This is a genomic window from Sphingomonas albertensis (assembly GCF_014358075.1).
Taxonomy (GTDB): domain Bacteria; phylum Pseudomonadota; class Alphaproteobacteria; order Sphingomonadales; family Sphingomonadaceae; genus Sphingomonas; species Sphingomonas albertensis.
This window is the reverse complement of the sequence record NZ_JACONT010000003.1, coordinates 122,691-140,775: the sequence shown is the minus strand read 5'-3', so window position 1 is coordinate 140,775 and position 18,085 is coordinate 122,691. Positions and strand designations below refer to the sequence as shown.

13 protein-coding genes are annotated in these 18,085 nt (G+C 63.8%); 5 read left to right on the top strand and 8 right to left on the bottom strand.

The annotated features are described in order from the left end of the window. Positions 1-165: 165 nt before the first annotated feature. The 3 genes from H8S47_RS02875 to H8S47_RS02865 form a co-directional block, all read right to left on the bottom strand. The gene (locus H8S47_RS02875) at positions 166-3,606 is read right to left on the bottom strand and encodes a YhaN family protein (protein WP_187502419.1); all 3,441 of its coding nucleotides are present in this window, start codon (positions 3,604-3,606) and stop codon (positions 166-168) included. Beyond that, positions 3,603-4,841: a metallophosphoesterase family protein gene (locus tag H8S47_RS02870; RefSeq protein ID WP_187502418.1), complete on the bottom strand. Its 1,239-nt coding sequence runs from the start codon at positions 4,839-4,841 to the stop codon at positions 3,603-3,605. The genes H8S47_RS02875 and H8S47_RS02870 overlap by 4 nt, the downstream gene beginning before the upstream one ends. Before the next feature lie 120 nt (positions 4,842-4,961). Beyond that, entirely contained in the window at positions 4,962-5,273 is a 312-nt protein-coding gene (locus H8S47_RS02865; protein WP_187502417.1) for an ArsR/SmtB family transcription factor, read from the bottom strand. Positions 5,274-5,440: 167 nt separating this feature from the next. Between H8S47_RS02865 and H8S47_RS02860 the strand changes: the two genes are divergently transcribed. The 4 genes from H8S47_RS02860 (at position 5,441) to H8S47_RS02845 (ending at position 12,143) form a co-directional block, all read left to right on the top strand. Beyond that, positions 5,441-6,121 carry a hypothetical protein gene (locus tag H8S47_RS02860; RefSeq protein ID WP_187502416.1) on the top strand — a complete coding sequence of 227 codons (681 nt, stop codon included), beginning with the start codon at positions 5,441-5,443 and terminating at the stop codon, positions 6,119-6,121. 329 nt (positions 6,122-6,450) lie between these two features. Next, a complete protein-coding gene (locus H8S47_RS02855; RefSeq protein ID WP_187502415.1) occupies positions 6,451-7,320 on the top strand; it encodes a hypothetical protein in 870 nt (289 codons plus the stop codon). Between the two features lie 226 nt (positions 7,321-7,546). Then, positions 7,547-8,686, top strand: coding sequence for a hypothetical protein (locus tag H8S47_RS02850; RefSeq protein ID WP_187502414.1), 1,140 nt, complete (start codon positions 7,547-7,549; stop codon positions 8,684-8,686). Further along, positions 8,679-12,143 carry a DUF4062 domain-containing protein gene (locus H8S47_RS02845; RefSeq protein WP_187502413.1) on the top strand — a complete coding sequence of 1,155 codons (3,465 nt, stop codon included), beginning with the start codon at positions 8,679-8,681 and terminating at the stop codon, positions 12,141-12,143. The genes H8S47_RS02850 and H8S47_RS02845 overlap by 8 nt, the downstream gene beginning before the upstream one ends. 72 nt (positions 12,144-12,215) lie before the next feature. Here the strand turns inward: H8S47_RS02845 and H8S47_RS02840 are convergent, their stop codons facing one another. The 4 genes from H8S47_RS02840 to H8S47_RS02825 form a co-directional block, all read right to left on the bottom strand. Next, positions 12,216-13,370, bottom strand: coding sequence for a UvrD-helicase domain-containing protein (locus H8S47_RS02840; protein WP_187502412.1), 1,155 nt, complete (start codon positions 13,368-13,370; stop codon positions 12,216-12,218). Continuing rightward, entirely contained in the window at positions 13,367-15,001 is a 1,635-nt protein-coding gene (locus tag H8S47_RS02835) for an ATP-dependent nuclease (protein ID WP_187502411.1), read from the bottom strand. Before H8S47_RS02835 ends, H8S47_RS02840 begins: the two co-directional genes overlap by 4 nt. Before the next feature lie 265 nt (positions 15,002-15,266). Then, the gene (locus tag H8S47_RS02830; protein WP_187502410.1) at positions 15,267-15,917 is read right to left on the bottom strand and encodes a hypothetical protein; all 651 of its coding nucleotides are present in this window, start codon (positions 15,915-15,917) and stop codon (positions 15,267-15,269) included. Between the two features lie 17 nt (positions 15,918-15,934). Further along, positions 15,935-16,495, bottom strand: a complete 561-nt coding sequence (locus tag H8S47_RS02825; protein ID WP_187502409.1) for a hypothetical protein — start codon at positions 16,493-16,495, stop codon at positions 15,935-15,937. Between the two features lie 350 nt (positions 16,496-16,845). On the opposite strand from H8S47_RS02825, the gene H8S47_RS02820 reads away from it, so the two are divergent. Continuing rightward, positions 16,846-17,229 (top strand): winged helix-turn-helix transcriptional regulator, encoded by a 384-nt coding sequence (locus H8S47_RS02820; protein ID WP_187502408.1) that lies wholly within the window; start codon positions 16,846-16,848, stop codon positions 17,227-17,229. 177 nt (positions 17,230-17,406) lie between these two features. On the opposite strand, the gene H8S47_RS02815 is transcribed toward H8S47_RS02820, so the two are convergent. Next, positions 17,407-17,988 (bottom strand): TetR/AcrR family transcriptional regulator, encoded by a 582-nt coding sequence (locus H8S47_RS02815; protein WP_187502407.1) that lies wholly within the window; start codon positions 17,986-17,988, stop codon positions 17,407-17,409. Positions 17,989-18,085 lie beyond the last annotated feature (97 nt).

Below are 18,085 nucleotides of genomic sequence, written 5' to 3'. Positions count from 1 at the left end.
CGCGAGGCCGGGGTGCACGTCACACGCCATTGAGGTCGTCGACGCATGATCCCCGAGGCACCACGGGCATGTCAGGATCCGGCCGCTGACCGATGTCGATCGTGGTCACGACCAACCGGACCAAGCCGGCATCGATACGGGTCGCCCGCTATCCAGACCACCATCTCATACCGCCTGCACGCGGTGGACGTGGTATGCTCCCGTTCCGATCGCGTCGTCGGCCACCTTCTCGAGATGGTCGTGATGGCTGAAGACGATGATCTGCGTGGAGGCCGACAGTTCCTTCAGTTGCCGGAAGAGGCGTGCCGATCTCGCGTCGTCGGCGGTGATGAAGAGATCGTCGCAGACCAGGGGCATCGAGTGGTCCGCCGCCTTCTCCTCGATCGCCGCCAGGCGCAATGCGAGGAAGAGCTGGTCGCGGGTGCCTTCGCTCATGTCGTCGACGCCGCAGCGCTCCCCACCCGACCGTTCGGCGACGATCACCGGTTCCTCGCCGCGACTCCAGTCGAGCGCAAGTCGGCTGAAGCGGCCTCCGGTGACGTTCGCCAGCATGTCGCCGGCCCGGGCGAGGAGCGGGGCCTGCCTCGTCTCCCGATGCCGGTTTATGGCCCATCTCAGCATGGTCGCGGCCGACTTCGCGCGCACGTAGCGGCCGCCGAGGTCGATGATCGTCGCTTTGGCCTCTTCGGCCGACTGCGCAGCGTTCGCCGCATCGGCGCCGTTCTCCGCATCCCTCTGTTCGGCCCGCGCGGCTGCCATATCGGACGACAGCACGCTGATCTCCTCGATCACCGTCTGCTGTTCCCGTTTCACGTCCGCCAGCTCCGCGGCCGCGTCGTCGGCGGTCGTGACGACGACTTCGCCACGCAAATCGTCTTCGGGGACACCGCCGGCGGCGTCGGCGAGTTCGTCTCGCAAGTTCGCGATCTCCGCGGTCAGGTCGTGCTGAGCGACGCTCCGTTCGATGATCTCATCGAGATCCTCGAGGCTCGTCACGCCGGCGGTTTCCATCAGCGTAGTTATCCGCAGTCGTTCCGCGGCGACCGACGCCTCGGAGGATGCGATCTCGGCGAGCGCCGTCTCCCTGTCCGCCGTCAGGCGAACCCGGTCCCGCTCCGTCTCCTTCGCCGATTCGAGGGCCGACCGTAGACTGGCTAGCTGCCCTCCGGCATCACCCTCGTGGGATGACGAGGTCGCGGCGACGAGTGCGGCGAGTTCGGCCTCGAAGAGGGCGGTGGCCCGTTCGATATCCTCTAGTCGCGCGGCATTCGTGCGGTCGACCTCCTCGCGTTGCGCGACGAGGTCGAGGGCGGTGACTGCCAGATCACCGGCCGGAGCGGTGAGTTCCCCCAGATTCAGCGGAGCCAATGCGCGTGGCAGCGTCTGCGCCAGCTGGTCCCTGTCGATCGTGGCGTTGGCCAACGCGTCGACGTCGTCGGCGAGTGCCTGCTCGGCTTCCTTGTGGCGGGTCTTCGCCAGTACGGCATCGTCGCGAACCTTCTCCAGCCGTTCGAGATGCGAATCGCCTTCCTCGATCAGGGCGTCGAGGCCGAGCGTCGGGTCGGGTGCGAGATCGCAGTTCCGCATCGCACGACCGAGAGTGTCACGGTGTCTCTCCACCTCGGCAGCGTGCTCGGCTCGCGCCGTCTCGCGCTCGGAAAGCGCATCCGCGGCGTCCAGGGCCGATGTCCGGGACTCGATCCAACCGGAGACCTGCTGCGGTGACACGGAATGCTCGAACCCCGCCGCGCGCCATGTCGTCGCCCATTCGGCATCGGCATCCAGACGCTCGGCATCGATACGCCTTTGCAGATCGGGGGCGTCATTCAGGTTCGCCCCTGTCCGCTTGATCGAGGCGAGCGCATTGGCATACTCGGCCAGGCGGCTCGCTTCGGCCTCCCGCCTGTCGGCCAGTTCATCCGCCGCCCTCACACCGGTCTGCACGTCGGCGAGGTTGGCCCTGCCGTTCTCCTCTTCGGCGACGAGGGAGACGATCGACGCGTCGCGCGACGATCTCGCCTGTTCCAGAAGCTCCGGTGTCGGAGGCTGCCGATCCAGGTTCGACAGCCGGACGAGTTCCGCCCGGGCGTCGTTCAGTTCGGTCCGTGCGGTCGACATGAGATCATCGTGCTTAGCTTGACGCTCGGCCACGTCCGCCAAGCGTTTGCGGTGCGCTTCGATCACGTCCGCGTTAGGCACGACGGCGACCGCGAGCGCGTCGGACGTGCCCGTCCAGGGTGCCAACTGCGCGAAGGCCCGGGCCAGCCGCTTTTTCGCCGTGTCTACGTGTCCGGTGTGGAGCGAAGCGGTTCTGGCGCCGTCGCGTGGCGCGGAACCGAGAGCGGTCCTGAGCCTCGCCAGACCAGTCCCATCCGACACGCCCGTGGCATTCTGCTCGGTGCTCGCGACCTTGCGACGTGCCGCCAGCACGTCCCGGTCGAGTTTCTTCACGGCGTCCTCCGCGGTCGCGAACGCGTCGAGCGCCTTGCGCGCCTGAAGCCGCAACGCCGCGGATGGAACGACCGTCGTTTCCGGAAGCCCTGCGTCCTCCAGCAGCTGGCGCCGGGCGGCGATGCCGTCCCGCGTCCGGCTTCGGGCTGAAGGCAGTTCCGTAAGATGGCTGCGGTGAAGGGCCAGCCCGTCCGCCAGTCGGACGATCTCGTCTGCGTGATCCAGCACGGCGCTTCTTGGCGCAAGGTCCGCGAGCCCGCGTTCAAATGACGCCACGTCCTTCGCCCGCTCGCCGATGCTGATGCCGGCTTCGGCGATCGCTGTGCTGGCGACCCTGCGGATCGATGCAGCGTCGCTCGGCAACGCCGGTATCCGACCGAGCCGTTCCACAGCGTCGGTGCGAGCGTCGATCTTGGTCAGTATCGGTCGCACCCTGTGCATCCGTTCCAGCGTGGAGCGCCGGTGTTCTAGCACTCTGGTCCGCCGCAAGGCGTCCTCGTGATCGGCGACGGCCTGATCCAGGCGTTTGGCGATCGCCTTCCATTTCGTCGGCGCCATGACCGCGGTGCGCATGGACGCGAGGCTCGCCTCGCGCTCCTTCAGAGCGAGGTTGAGGGGCTTGTTCCTGGCATTTCCCGTGAAGATCGCGGTCGCCTCGTCATCGAGGGCCGAGAGAGCGGCGCCGATGCCACCGAGGCCCGTTCCGGCCTCGAAGAGTACTCGTGCGACGTCCTCGCGACCGCTGAGCATGTTCTGCCCGCCCGAGCGGAGTCGTTCGTGGTTGAGGCCGAACATCCGGTCGAAGTCGTCGCGGTCCAGGCCGCCGAGGAACGGCGCGAGCGACGAGTCGGGAAGCGCCTCTTCGTTCGGCGTCAGCAGCGAGCCTGTTCTGGCCTTGCGGCGCATGAACTCTAGGACCGCTCCGTCATGTTCGACGATGCCTCCCAGACGAAGCTCTCCGTACGGATAGCGGAACGCGAATGGCGGCCGTTCCCCCATTCCCCAGAGGAGATCGCCGATCGCCGCCAGCATGGTCGATTTGCCGGCCTCGTTGGCGCCGACGACCAGGTGGATGTCGTTCGTTCCGTCGCCGAAGTCGAGCGAGCGGTCGGCGAACGCGCCGTACCGGAAGATGTCGAGACGTCGGAGCCTCATGGGCGTTCTCCCGGAAGCCGTGCCCCAATCGTCTCCGAAGCGGCAGCGGCGAGAACACCCCAATCGCCGGTCTGGAGCGCGACGAGCAGTGGGTCGTCCTCGTCTAGTTTTGCGGGAAGCTTGTCGGCGAGGGGCTGCAGCGCGGCGCGCAGCGCGTCGCGTGCGGTCGCATCGTCCGCGCCTCCGTCGATGAGGTCCGCGATCGCCTTCGGCAGCGCGGCCGGCGCTGAACGGCTGGCTTTCAGACGTACCTTTTCGAGCCAGACCGCGTCGGCTGCCTGCGCGGCGATCGCGCGCAGGTCCGTCTCGACCGCGTCCATCATGACGGCGATCTCGTCTGCATCGGCGTTTCTGGCGTCTATCGTCACGCGCGCGATCACCGGCCGTCCGCCTGCTTCCCTTGTGATGACGTCCAGCTTGTCGCGGAAGACGTCGTGGAGCGTGCCAGCCGCACCATCCGCCACGACGATCGTCATGTGCTCCCATCGGACGTCGTCGAGGGGCACGTGGCGCATTCCGGTCACGACGCCGTCCTCGACTTGCACGAGTACGGCCCCCTTGGGGCCAGTCTCCCTCGCGTGCCGCCCCTGGACGTTGCCGGGATGCACGACGTGGGGATGCTCGTTGTGGACGATGTGGTCGTGCACGTGACCCAGCGCCCAGTAGTCGTGACCGCTGGTCTGCAACTCGACGAGCCTGCACGGTGCATAGGGTGCATGCTCGTGACCGCCTTCGAGCGCGGTGTGCAGCATGGCGATGTTGAACATGTCCGGGACGGGTGGCGCGTATTCGATCGCCAGATTGTCGAGAACCGCGGCGGTCTTGAAGGAGCGTCCGTGCACCGCGACGCCGAGATCCGCGATGGTGACGACCTCGCCGGCGGCGCTGCCGAAGAAGTGAACACCATCGGGTTTGGGCAGGTCGACGGTGAGTTTGCTCTCGGCATCGTGGTTGCCGAGAATGACGAACGTCCGGATGCCTGCGTGTCCGAGCCGGGCGAACTGCTGCATCGCGAATATGCCGGTCTTCATGTCCTTCCAGGTCCCGTCGTACAGGTCGCCCGCGACGACGACGAAATCGACGGCCTCGTCGATCGCGAACTGCACCAGGTTCTTCAGCGCCTCACGCGTGGCGGCGCGTATGCGGTCGACCGGCGCATCGGTACGCGATCCCAATCCGAGGAGGGGGCTGTCCAGGTGGATGTCGGCAGCGTGCAGGAACTTGAAGTTGGACAAAGGTATCTCCTGCGGAGCCTGTCGGCATCGGGTTTGGCGGAGGGACAGGACTACCTGCCAGGATCGCCTTTCGCGCTATGATGCCACGCCGCAATGGGTTCGTCATGCCGACGTCGAACGTCAGTCCGAGGCATCCGCAAATCGAGCGGCGTCTGGCAGAAGCGTCGTCTCCGCGAACCCTAGTAGCCGGGAGACGGTCGCCGGGTCCGCCGCGTAGAGGACCTCGCGTCCGTTCCGCGTCGACGTGACGAGGCCGGCGCGCCCGAGGATCGCCAGATGGCTCGACATGGTGTTGGTCGGTATAGAGAGAGCGTCGGCTATCTCCCCGGCTCTCACGGATCGCCCGTCCCGACCAACGAGAAGCTGCAACGTCCCCAGCCGGGTGGCTTGGGCGAGTGCGGCGAATGCGATGACGGCCCGGTTCATTTCCATATTTCTAACAATGTGGAGTCAGAACTGGCTTTTCAACATCCATAAGATCACGAACGGAAATATGTTCGATATTTCTAGAGCCATTGAAGGGATGCTGGCGGACCCCATTTGGCGAATGCAGGAGCGCGTCCTTAGGTGAAGGGATCGCGCCGAACGTCGAGGTGGGCATGGACTGGAAGTACAACCCGGACGATTACATTTCCGCGCATGATCAGCGGTACATCGATCTTGCTGAGAGGTGTGAATGCTATCGCGCCGCGCGGCTGGAGTACTTCAGGGCGCGGGTCAAGACGATGATCCGGCACGTCTCGCCGATGGTGCACGACGCGCTGGCGGACATGGGACTTCGCACCGCGGACGTCATCGACCGGTTCCGTGTGCCCGACGACTGGCCCGAGAAGTCGCTGCGCACGCATGATACCTTCCGGCCAGGCGGTTACGACTTTCTATCGGGGGGACGTCTCACAGATGGTGGCGGAAGTGAACGTTGGCATCGTCGCTTCGCGCGTCGCCATCAGGGTGTCGCGGGCTGCGTAATATGCGACCCCGACGACCGGGACGACCGGGACGAGAAGCTCGGCTTCAGGCTTTGCGGTGAAGGACTGGAGATCGCCTTGCTGACCTCGACCTACCTGCTCACATCGTCGGCGGGAAAGGGGCGTCTCCACGTGGCGCAGCAGCTTCCGCTTACCATCGGTTCGGCGATGGTGGGTCGCCCAGTTGGAGCAATCGTCAGCCACCCCTTGCTCGCTGGCAGAGACTACCCTGTGAAGCGCGTGATGCAGCCAGTTGGCGGAACCTCCCTGATCGTCTTCGAGACCGGAAGTACGGCGGTCGCCAACGAGTAGTCATGTCGTTGCATGACAACCATGGCGACGTGCCGCACACTCTGTGTGAGCCGCAGAACGTGATGGCGGGACGCGAGCGCGGCGACGACGGCGAAGGTAGCCGTGCGGGCTTTGGCGTTCGATAGATGGACGCCGTTTTTCGTTAATCGTTCATGGCAGTCTAAAATGTGCCGGCCCTGTGATCCTGCGCATTGAATGATGCTTTTCCTTACAATAAACGTATCGACTGTTCTAGAACCGTTGAAATATAATCATCCTAGACCATGTACGAGGTGCGGCCACTGACCCTCCGGTAAAGATCTGGAGTTTGGCTGTGAACGGAGCTCGATATGATCGCATCGATACAGTCAGCCTACCAGAGCCACACCAGCATCGCGTCGTCGAAGGTGGCGTACGACGATCCCCTGGACGAGGATCTCAAGTCCGACGGAGCGTTGCGGGTCACGCGACGCGGTCTGACCCGTCTCGCGGTCATCGCCGCCGAGACGGGAGCGCGGTTCCAGCGCGAGGGTGGGGGAGAGGACCCGATGAACTGGCTCCTGTCGCCCCGCCGTCTCTTCGCCGGCGGCACCGCGATCGAGGCGGTGCTCCGCCGCGAGGACTTCCTCCGGGCGCTCCTCCTCCATGGCCTGTCGCTCGGTCTGGACGCGGAGCCGGAGTTCATCGACGATCTCGTTTCGGACGACGATGACAACAGCGACGATGACTGTGTCGAAGATGACGTGCAGTTGTCAGTCGCGACGATCGACGGACGCGACGGATGCTCGCCCCGCACTCCGGCGCGAAGGGCAGATCGTCAAAGCGGCAAGCGGGAAGTCGTTTCAACGCCTCGGCCACCCCGCGTCGCGGGAAGTCACGCGGACACCGGCGATGCGGTCGACGAAGGTCGCCCCACCAGACTGGAACCCCGTCTCTTCACGGCGACGCTGGTCCATGACGACGGTCGGATGATCCTTCAGGCGTTCCACGCCTCGATCTGCAGCGGCGCGCTCGAAGCGGTGCAGCGGCTGTCGGGGCGCTACGGCGCGGTCGCCGCGTCCGAAGCGGAGCTGACCGAAGGGTTCGACCCCACTTCCTCCTTCGCCGAGGCGTTGGTCTCCCCGGCGATCAGCGACATGCTGCGGCTCGTCGAGTCCGAACCCTGTGGCGAACTCGCCATGGGTCTCGATCTCAATCTCGAGCAGCGCTTCGCTGCCTGAGGTGGCGGGCAGCCAACCACGGACGTGTCCGCTCATCGCCGGTCGGGAGAGACTGCCGGGACGTGCCGGGTAGCTGGACGAAGAGGGCTTGTCGGTCGATCGGCCTGAAATTCGCAACGGAAACGGCAGGCGTGGGGATCCGCGTTGCTGAGCAGTGGCTGGCAGAACGCGCCGGCTGTTTCGAGCAACCCTTGGCAATTCGTCCGGGCTCCCCCAGACTGCGGTAATGGCTGCGAAGAAGGGCAAAGGCGCTAAGAAAGCGAAGGTGGCCGATCAGCAGTCGGCTGCTCGCGAGGATCTCATAGAGGATGCGGGCGGCTATGACTGGGGCTGGCCCACGGTCGACATCGTCTTGGCCAACATGGAGTTGTCGCAGCGCCTGGTGGCAGGTGGCTTTTCAGGTTGCGGTTTCGGCCTTCTTCCGGACGGCCCGCCTTTCATGACGCTTCTCGGCGACGACATGGGCAAGATGAGATCCGCGCTCGCGCTCCTGAAGGAATGGACCACGCTGTCCGGACCCAACGCCATTCGCATCGAGATCGCCTATGACGGGCCTGGCTACGTGCTCGCGATATCACAGCAGGTCGATCTGCTGCGCTGGCGCGTTTCCGGCATCGACACGATTTCTCAGCCGCTCATGATAGTGATGAGCCATATCAAACGAATGAACTCGCGGCATCCGATGCTCGATGGGCTCGCCGGCTATGCCGAGCAGCCGGTCGCGCCGCTGTGGTTGATCGTCGCCGAGATGCCGGCGGGCATGTCGCAGAGCAGCGGGAGCCGGGACTTTTCCTTCAAGCCGAGTTGGAACAACGCCATCCTTCTGCCCGGCATCGATGTCTATCGACGGCTTGAGGATCGACCGCCGCATTCGATGGCGAGGACCGAGGCTGAATTCGAAGCGAGGAAGAAGGACGGACCGGATCCAGGCTGGCCGCCTACCCCGGACCAGGACCCCAAAGGCGTGACGGATGCGCGCGAGCGGCGGCTTGCGGCGTCGATGCCCAAGACGCTGCACGTGCTCCGCAACACCGATCGCGGCGCCGCCCTGCTGGCGCATGCGGCGTCTGCAGGCTACGCCCGCTGGCAAGCCGAACAGGCGATCTGCAATCTTCGGACAGCAAGATTCCTCTCCTATCAGCCGAGCGGCATCGGCAAACGGCTTGCGATGATCGACGCCGTCCGTCGTCAGATACTCGAGCCGGCCTCGATGGACGTTGAGCTCACGGCCATCTCGAACGATCAGCTAGACGAACAGATCGGTCTCGACGCCGCCTTCCTGCTTCGGCGTCTCGAACCGGACCGCGATGTCGGGGCGAGGGTCGTCGAACGGATCCGGCGCGTCCGGGAACTCGGCTATGGTTGACGTGATACCGCAGCGGGCGTCGGCGGACCGTCTCCAAGTCTTCATCAGCTCGACGATCGGCGAGTGCGAGACCGAGCGGGAGGCCGCGCGTGCCGCGATCCGGTCCCTGAATTTCGAACCCATACAGTTCGAGCGCGAAGGCGCGCGGGCGGAGCCGCCCCGCGATTTCTACCTGCGAAAGCTTCAAGATTCGCACGTCGTCATCGGCATCTACCGCAATGGTTATGGTTGGATCGACGACGCGAAGGGGATGACCATTTCCGGGCTCGAGGATGAATTACGCGAGGCGCAGCGGCTCGGCAAGGATCTGCTGGCCTACGTACTGAAACCCGCAATCGACCGCGACCCACGACTGGAGGCGATGGTCAGCGAGATGATGGGCGGTCCGCACGTCCTCTACTTCTTCGAGGACGGCGAGGATCTCGAGGCTCGGTTTCGCGATGATCTGACGGCTCTGGTCACCGACCGGGTGACGCGCGCGCAGATCTCGTCGCCGATCATCGGCACGGCGGATGCGACGCTCGCTGCCATCTTCCGCAACGGCGCGCTGCGCATCCGGCGCAATGGTCTGCTCGATCGTTTGTCTCAGGCCGCAGCGTCCTCTCGGATCATCTGGGTGACCGGGGAATCCGGGGCGGGCAAGACAGCGCTCGCGGCGGAATGGTCGCACGAGCGCGCGGCGGCGTACGTCAATGCCCGCGGCATGGACGCGCGCACGGCGCTGCTCGCCGTCGCCGAGCGGTTGGGCCTGGCCATCGGCCCCGAGCTTGCTACGCCCTTGTTCGAAGACGTTCGTACGTTGCTGATCGCCCGGTGGCACAACGGCAGTGGATGGCCGCTGGTGCTCGACGACCCGGAGGACGTCGACGCCGTATGGTCCGTGCTCGGTTCCTGCCTCATGCTTAGTGGAACAGGATCGGTGCTGATCGTCACGCGCGGCAAACCCGAAGGCGTGGTCGGGGAAGAGCTGCCTGTCCTGGGATTCAGTGATGACGATCTGGCGACATTGCGCTTGCTCGCCGACGCTACCGTTACGGCGGAAACCGGAGATCTGCCGCTTCTACTTCGCCAGAGGGCTACGGTCGTGACGTCCGACCAGCGGTACGAGACGCTGGACGCCACCTCGAGGGAGATACTCGGCTATCTCTCGCTTGCCCCGGTGATGTTGACCCTTTCGGATTTGAAGGTCCTGCTAGGCAGCGCGGTAGGAACGGCGACCGAAATCACCGAGCATGTCGCCGCGATGAACGATCTCCTGATGGAGACGGCCGCCGGCTACGGGTTCGTTCACGAGAGCCTGCGCGATGAGATCGGACGGCTCGTGCTCGGTCGACCCCAGCTGCACGGGCTGCTCAGCGACCGATTGTCGAGACGTCTCGAGCGAACCGGGAGATCCTGGGCGGCTTTCAGGCTGCGAGGAACCGAGATGTCGGAGCGCGTCGCGAGGCTTGCCAACCGGACCGCCTCCGAAGCCGTGTTCAGCGGATCGACGCGACACCTGACCGAGGCTCTTGACTATCTCGTGGAGTATTATCGATCGCGTGACGAGAAGGGGCGCCTGATCTCCGTACTGATCGCGCTTGGCGAAGCTCGCGCGAACCAGGGCAGGGTGAGTGCGGCCGGAATGCTGTTGCACGAGGCCCGTGAAGTCGCAGCACAGGTTTCGGATCGGGAAGCCGAGGAGATGATTGACCTGCTCGAGGCGTCGATCGATCTCAGGCTCTCTGCTTCGGCAGCCGCGCTGGAACGCGTCCGTGAACTTCGCGACGGCGCGAGAGACCACGGCCGGAAGGATCGCGAAGGGCGGCTGCTGCTCGACGAGGGCGTGGCATATCTCAGCGTCAACGACACCGACGCGGCCGCGTCGATCTTTCGCCGCGCCCGGGAGGTCTTCGCGGAGATCGAGGACAGGTATGGCCTCGAGATCTCCACACGCAATCTGATAGCATCGCTCGCGCTTTCGAAGGACGGGCGAAACGAGGCGGACGCGCTCCGGGCCGAGCTCGACGTCGGCGAGCCCGATTCGCCACGTCATCGCGCATGGCTTTGCAACCTCGAAACCCCGCGGCTTCGACTTGAAAAGAGGTTCGTCGAGGCGGAGGCGCTCGCGCACGAGGCGATCGGCATAGGCGAGGAGCTGGGCGACAGGTATCTGGTGGCGATCAACCAGATCATGCTCGGTAACGTTCTGCGTGATGCCGGCGACCTCCGCGGCGCGCGTACAGCCTATGACGAAGGCCGCAAGCTCGGGCAGTCGGTTAGCAGGCCCGACATCGAGGGACGTAGTTCGCGTCTTCTCGCAGCCGTCGACAATCAGGCCGCGGTCGCGGCAGAGGGTGACGAGAGGAACGCGCTGGCGGCACGCGCCGAGCAATCCGCAGCCCACGCCGCCGAACTCCTTGCAGACAGTTTCGCGTGGGTCGAGCAGGCCTTCGCTCTGGAAGAGCGTGGCGATGCCCGCCGGCTGCAGGGGCGGCACAGCGAGGCGGCGTCCGACTATGCTCTCACCATTAGAGGGTTTCTGCGCGGGGACGACGTCGATGAAGCCGAGCGCCTGCTGCATTACTTCGTCCCGTTCATCGGTGATCAGCAGTCCCCCGAGACGTTGATCGCGATAGCCTTCGATGGGCGCGGCGATCTCACGGCTTCGAGTGCGTGGGTCGAGGCGATGACGGTGGCGCTGGCGCGGTGTCCGAAGGCGGCCGCGCCAGGCGTGCTGGGTTTCCTGATCCGCGCGTTCCTACCTGGTCGGGACGGCGCATTCTGGTTTGATTGCCTGGTCAGGTGTCTTCTAGCCCTCGACGACAGTCGAGGACTGAGGAAGCGAGGCTCGTTGGGCTCGATGCTCCTGCTGGTGACCCTCGGCTTCGGTCGGCATCGCGCCTTCACCACCGCGGAACTGCTCACGCTGGCGGGGATCTGTGCAAGTGGTTCGGACCGCATGGTCGTGCGCCATCGGCCTGGGGACGACCTGAATCTCGTCATACATCTGGGCAGCGAGGAACGCCTGCTGTTCACCGTCCGGACGGACGCGAAGCGGTCGGAGTCCATGTTCGTCGCCCTGGTGATCGGGTCGTTTCTCGTCGCCTTCGCAGACGAACTCGCTGAGATCCTGTCTCCCGACCTTTTGAAGGAGGGCGCCGCGATCGACGTCCACGTCTTCTCCGAGGCGGTGGAGAGCGAGGCCGTGGCGGAGTTCTTCCGAGAAGGCCTGAAGGACAAGCCAGTCGCGACCGCGCGGATCATGCCGAAGGATGGCGAGGATCCACCCATCGTGGTCATCGCCCGGACGGATGCGATCGAGGCTTTGACGGCGAGCGATGAGCGGGGAGGTGAGCTCGAGATCATGCTCGCACGATTCCTCGACGAGGTGGTCTTCGTGACTACGGGGCGCAGCGTCGACGACGACATCTTCTCGGCGAAGATCCGGGATCTTCTCATCTCGGTCCTGCGGTAGCTTTGTCGAGGTCGACGCGCGCCGACGATCGAGCCGCCGCCGATCACGTTCGACGTGGGGGCGGGGCAGGCGTCACGAACGGTGCTCACGATCATAGAGAGTGAAACCAGCGGGCAGGGGGGCGTTGCCCCAATCCATCGCGATCGCCACGCTGTGACGCGCCCGAGTCAGGGCGACGTAGAACTTGGCCCTGCTCTGCGATGCGAGTTCGGCGGCAGGATCAAGGAGCCACCGGGACATGGGTCTTGTAGGAAGGATGACCACATGATCGAACCCTCGACCCTTCGACTCGCCAAAGTTCATGACGGGAAATCGGTCTATGACGCCGGAAGTCGTGACCTTGTCGCGTAATTGCATGGGCCAGAATTTCGCCACGTAATGAGCGTAGTCGGCGGGTCGAAGGATCAACGCGCCGTTCGGTCCGGCTGCGCCGACGCGGCAGTCGGCACACGCGCAGGCATGGGTGACGGGCAGGTTCGGATACAGCCGTGATGATATCTCGCATATCACGGCGCTATTCCGGTGCGACCGGTTCAACGAGGTTTCGTCGATGTCGACTGGCACCTTCTTGGGGATGTCATTTTGAAGGAATTGGACGATGCCACCGTCGGTATATTTCTTATGGCGCTGCTCGTGATGGGTCAGATAGGTGACTTGGCGCGGATCGCCGACCATCAGAAGACGGGACGAGCTCCGTGCGAGCGCAGCCAGAACGTCTAGATCGTAGCCTGCGAGATCCTGAACCTCGTCGACGAAGACGTGCTGGAATATACGGCTGACACGATCGATCACGGCGCCGCCGCTGCCTTCGTTGCACCGAATCGCCAATTTTGCGAGTTTGTCGGAATAGACCTGCCGTCGCTGGTCGAAATAGTGTTTCCCGGTCTCGCTTTCAGCCCAGTATGAAGGATGCCCCACCTGCGGCTTGTATCTGAGCCCCGACCGGGCAGCCACCAGCAACATGCCGGTGATCTGGAACTCGAATAGCCCACCCTGAAACGGTTTGACTCCGTGCGTGATCAGGAAACTGAACCACGTCATGATGACGACGTTCGAAGGTACATGGCCGACCACATCGAAGAAACGTTGGCGGATCTCCGCCTCGTTCGACTCCGTGTAAGTGGTGATCAGGACCCGCTCGCGCTGTATCTTGACCGCTTCCTCGACGAGATAGGTCGTCTTTCCCGATCCCGCCGCGGCGATGATGATCCTGTTCGCTCCGATCACGGCCTGATCGCATCCAGGATGTAATCCGGATAGGCGATCCTCGTTGGCGAACCGAAGATCGCCAAAGCGCTTTCGGTCTTGTTCGCGCGCATGTGAATGCGAAGTTCGTCATCGGTCTTAGCGGAAGTCTTGAAGATGGCGTTAAGGGTCGTCCGGTCGTTCGCCTGGAGGATCTTCGGCTCGAGAGTGTTGAAATTGAACGGCTTGTCCTTGATCATCAGGGAGCCGGTGTCCACGGTTGGGTCGACGCATATCCTGACGGTATCGGAGTCTTTGTAGGAGGCGTATTTCCTCTCGACGGCGGCGATGTCGCCATCATTGTCGGTGACCACCGCGACCGGGATCTTCAACGCGTTCGCCAACTCGAGGAAGCGGAGAAAGGCGGTGCCGACGGAGATGACGTCGATGCCATCCTGGATGGGCAGCCGACCTCCGTTGGCGTCCATGTAGGCGCGCTGGACGATGAGTTCGTCCGAGTCACCTTCGACCAGGATCGCCCTGTCCGCCAGTGTCAGGCGCAGCGTGTCGTAGCCCGACAGTTTCTTGAAGAAGTCGCTGGAGTCCAGTTCGGATATACGCGCCACTTCCGCGTCACGCAGTACGATCAGATGGTCCAGACCGAGCTTGTTTGCCACGAAACTGCTATGTGTCGAGATGACGATCTGCTTCTGGCCATGCTGATCGGTGAGGTCCGCGATCAGCTCGCTCAGCCGGGCATGTGAGAGGTGATTCTCCGGCTCCTCGAGCAGTATCGCGGTCGCCTCGGTGTGCTTCTTGGCGCTGAGCGCCAGCTTCGTCTTGATGACGCACTGTTCGCCCTTGCCGATGTACTGGAAGGGAATGAGATCGATGTAGGTCATCAGGCTGCTTTCCCAGGCCGTCTGCGATGACAGGTCGACCGAGATACTGACCGCCTTCTTCGTTATCTTGGCTGCCTGCGTGATCCTCTCGTTTATCATCTTGAGATTCGGATCCGCCACGAAAGCCTCCTTCAGCTTTCGGTGGGCTTGGGAAATGGATGCCCGTTCATTCTCCTCCAAGACATCGCGGATGATACGGGAGACGTAGACGTCCGAACCGTTCTGCATTCGGCTGTTGGACGAATCGATCAAAGCGGACTTGATCGGTATGTTGCGAGCCGTGATGCCCTTGCGGGCGAACGAGCGCATCGTGGTCGTGTAATACTCGACGGGGATGGAACTCAGCACTCCGGCCTTCACCAGTTCCTCGTACGGCCCTTTGTAGTTTTCTTCATCGAACTCGATCTTGTACACGACGCCACTAGCTCTCCTCCGCTCAGAGTTTCCGTCTCCCTCCAGTTCCGCAAGTTCGTTCGAATCGCCGGAGAAGAACAGCTCGATGGTGATCGCAGGCGGCGGCAGCGGCGATGACGTGGCCAGGCTCTGAACGTACATCTCCTGCGCGGAAAGGTTGAAAAGGTAGCTAGTCAAATCGTTCTTCAGCGGGCGGCCGTGCAAAAGGCCCGTCAGCGCCAGGTAGATTGCCTCGAGGATCGTGGTCTTGCCGGACTCATTGGCGCCGACGATCACGTTGAGACCTTCGTTCAACACGAGCGTGAAGGTCTTCCCATAACATTTGAAGTTGGTGATCTTGACCTTGGCAATCTTCATGTCCGCCCCTCGCGTTCCCGATCCCTCACTGCGTGGCGAAGGCCGGCACAGATTGGGACGAGGCATTCACTGTAAAGGCGAGTCCAGGGCGCATTGCAATCAGCCGAGCCGGAAGCATGGGTTACCCGGGTGCTTGTCGTAAGGCAGTTCACGACGACGGCGTCCATCCCGGAAATGGCGGCTTTGCCTCGTTAGGGTTACTGGAGAAGTCGGAGCGCGTCCGAGAATCCCTGCCTTGCGAATTTGGACACTTGGAAAGCTTGTCTCATCGGGCTTGGTAGTTGCGAAAGATCTTCTCAAAAGAACCGCGCAATCGGACCTCCTGGTCCGGGGTGAGGGGCGAAAGCCCAATCTCGTATTCCTTCCTGTGTCGCGAAAACAGCTTGTCGACGGAACCCTTGTTCTGCGTCGAGACGAAGAAACGACCTTCGGCGTAGATGTCGTCTATGAGACCAAGGAAGGATCTGCCGAGGTCTACTCCCAGCGTGCTGCTGAGGTAGTATTTGCATTCGACGGACAGGAGTATCTTACTTGAACGGGGGTGCACGCTGTTCGCCCGACACGTGTTGGCCTCGTCATGATAGAGCACGGCGACGTCGCACTCGTGGTTCACTCTCGATTTGCCCGAAACGTAGATGCCGACATGGGCCTCTAGCACTGGCGCACGCGGAAAGTTCAGCTCGGCATGGCAGTAGTCGTGAAGGCTCGAGAAGATCGACGTCGGCGCGGTACGGAATCGGAAGCTGGTGGCCGGAACGCCAGACCTGGTCATCAGGCGGATGGTGGCGCCCTGCCGCCGCGCCGCTTCCAGGACCAGTGCCCATACGTAGCATTCGTAGAGGTCGTTTCCGGCCGACGCGGCCGAGAGATTCGCGCTCGTGGCCGAACTGATCGCGGCCGAGATATCGGCCCACATGCTTGGACTGAGGGGCATCAGACGGTCACCTCCTGGGCCACGGGTGGCGTGAAGCCTGCTTCGCGCGAGATTTCCGCCAGCAACTCGCTCAGCCTTGCCGTCGCCTCGTGCGACTGGGCGACGCCTGCCCGGGAGATCGTTCGTCCGGTCGCCGCCGCGTCGGTCTCGCCGACGCCGACGAACGCGATGCTGATGTCGGCGCCCGCTTTCGCGTTGGCTTCCCCGCTGGTGCTCGCGACGATGTCGAGGAAGCGCTCCGCCATCATCTTCGGCGCGACGTAGGCGAGGTCCAGCGCGGTGACGAGGAGTTCGAGCTGCTCAAGGGCGTTGTAGTCCTCCTTGCCGACGAAATCGCCTTTGGCCGTCGCTCGCGTCCTGGGCGTCTCCGCAAGAACGTCGAGGCCAGGGCTCTGCCGAACCGACAGCTTGCGCTCGATCGATCTGCCGGCATCGACGTCGGAACGCCACTGATTGAGAAGGTGCAAGATGCCGTGGAACTCCGGCTTTTCGGCGGCGGCCCTGACGGTCGTCTCGATGTGCTTGATCAGCGCCGCGGCTTCATCCTCGGAAATCGCCATTCCGTAGTCCCCATCAGTTGCCAGCAGCCCCCGCCATCGCTGCTATCGTGATCGCGTACAAGGATCGAAGGCATCGCCGTCCAGCGACACATCCGGGGTCCTGTTGAATGCCGAGCAGCCGCATGGCCCGTCGTCGCGCAGATGGCAGCGAAACGCGAAGTAGAGGAACAGAACATCTCGGGGGCCCTGTAGCCCGTTATGGAACCGGCCAACACGGTCCGAAGCCTCGGCAAGGTCGTTTACGCACGCGTACAGGCGGAACGCGCCGGGCGGCTCCATTGTGTTGGGCACCGGGTAGGTATACCGCGGAAACCTGGCGCCGATCAGCACGTCGCATCATCGGGAATACCATGGGAAATCCAGTGGCACAGCCGCAGACGCAGTGTTTCGCAGTGAACTGTCCCAGTAGACTGCTGTTCGACCAGATCGCCGACAAGTGGTCCATGATGGTCCTGACCGTCCTCGACGCGGGGCCGCTACGGTTCAACATGGTCAAGCGGCGTCTGGAGGGCGTCACCCAGAAGGCGTTGAGCCAATGTCTCCGGCGGCTTGAGCGGAACGGACTCGTCTCAAGGCGGGTGATCCCCGTTTCGCAGGTGGCGGTGGAGTACGAGATCACGCCGTTGGGTCGATCGCTCCAGCCACCCTTCGAGGCGCTCTACGCGTGGACCATGGGAAACTTCGGCGAGGTCGAAATCGCCAGGCAGGCGTTCGACGCCCGGTTGGCGGCGTAAGCCAAGGCCCCGCTGACGCTATCGCGAAGGCCAGTCGATCGGCTGCCGGCGTGACGTCGCGGGCGCTGAGACCGACGGTTCCACTGACGTAGGCGTCGCGATCGCTCGGGCCACAAGCGGTATCGTCGGTCGCGTTGTCACGGGACGATGCCCGGCAGGAAACTGTGAGGCCCCGCGTCAGACGCTCGTCAGGCCGGCCTTTATCGCGTCGCGCGAGCTCGCGAGTACCTGTTCCGCGCGTACCTCGCCGTGGACGCGGGACAGGGCGAGCGCCCCCACCATCTCCGCGAGGGCGGACGATGCGGCCGTCGACGGGTTCTCGACTCCGATCCGTTCCAGCAGCTTGGCTAGGCCGTCGGTGAGACGATCGACGGCGAGGACGAAGCGTTCGCGCGCTGGCTGCGGAAGGCGCGGCATGTCACCGGCCAGGATGGGGATCGGACAGCCCCTATCGATCGCCGCGCTGTGACGCATCGATAGATAGCTGTCGACGAAACCGTTGATCGCGTCCCGCGGGTCGGGCGTGTCCAGGTGGCTGAGGAAATAGGAGTAGCGTTCCTCGAACATGTAGCTGACCGCTTCCGAGATCAGCTCGTCCTTCGATTCGAAGTGGGCGTAGAACCCTCCATGGGTCAGACCAGCGCGACCCATGATCGCGGAGACGCTGACGCGCTCGGCGCCCTGCGTCCGGATCGCCGCCGAGGCTTCCTTGAGAACCCGGTCGCGGGTCTTGGCCTTGTGTTCGCTGTCGTATCTCATGACTGTTAGATGCTGTCCGTGAAGGTGATTGCCAAGGCGACGTCCGCCCAGGCGATCGATGGGGTCGCTATTGCCAACGTCCGGGTCCCCGGCGGGT

Coding starts and splice junctions, on each gene's coding strand:
- H8S47_RS02875 (WP_187502419.1), bottom strand. CDS start 3,606: ATGAGGCTCCGACGTCTCGACATCTTCCGGTACGGCGCGTTCGCCGAC.
- H8S47_RS02865 (WP_187502417.1), bottom strand. CDS start 5,273: ATGGAAATGAACCGGGCCGTCATCGCATTCGCCGCACTCGCCCAAGCC.
- H8S47_RS02860 (WP_187502416.1), top strand. CDS start 5,441: ATGGACTGGAAGTACAACCCGGACGATTACATTTCCGCGCATGATCAG.
- H8S47_RS02855 (WP_187502415.1), top strand. CDS start 6,451: ATGATCGCATCGATACAGTCAGCCTACCAGAGCCACACCAGCATCGCG.
- H8S47_RS02850 (WP_187502414.1), top strand. CDS start 7,547: ATGGCTGCGAAGAAGGGCAAAGGCGCTAAGAAAGCGAAGGTGGCCGAT.
- H8S47_RS02845 (WP_187502413.1), top strand. CDS start 8,679: ATGGTTGACGTGATACCGCAGCGGGCGTCGGCGGACCGTCTCCAAGTC.
- H8S47_RS02835 (WP_187502411.1), bottom strand. CDS start 15,001: ATGAAGATTGCCAAGGTCAAGATCACCAACTTCAAATGTTATGGGAAG.
- H8S47_RS02830 (WP_187502410.1), bottom strand. CDS start 15,917: ATGTGGGCCGATATCTCGGCCGCGATCAGTTCGGCCACGAGCGCGAAT.
- H8S47_RS02825 (WP_187502409.1), bottom strand. CDS start 16,495: ATGGCGATTTCCGAGGATGAAGCCGCGGCGCTGATCAAGCACATCGAG.
- H8S47_RS02820 (WP_187502408.1), top strand. CDS start 16,846: ATGGGAAATCCAGTGGCACAGCCGCAGACGCAGTGTTTCGCAGTGAAC.
- H8S47_RS02815 (WP_187502407.1), bottom strand. CDS start 17,988: ATGAGATACGACAGCGAACACAAGGCCAAGACCCGCGACCGGGTTCTC.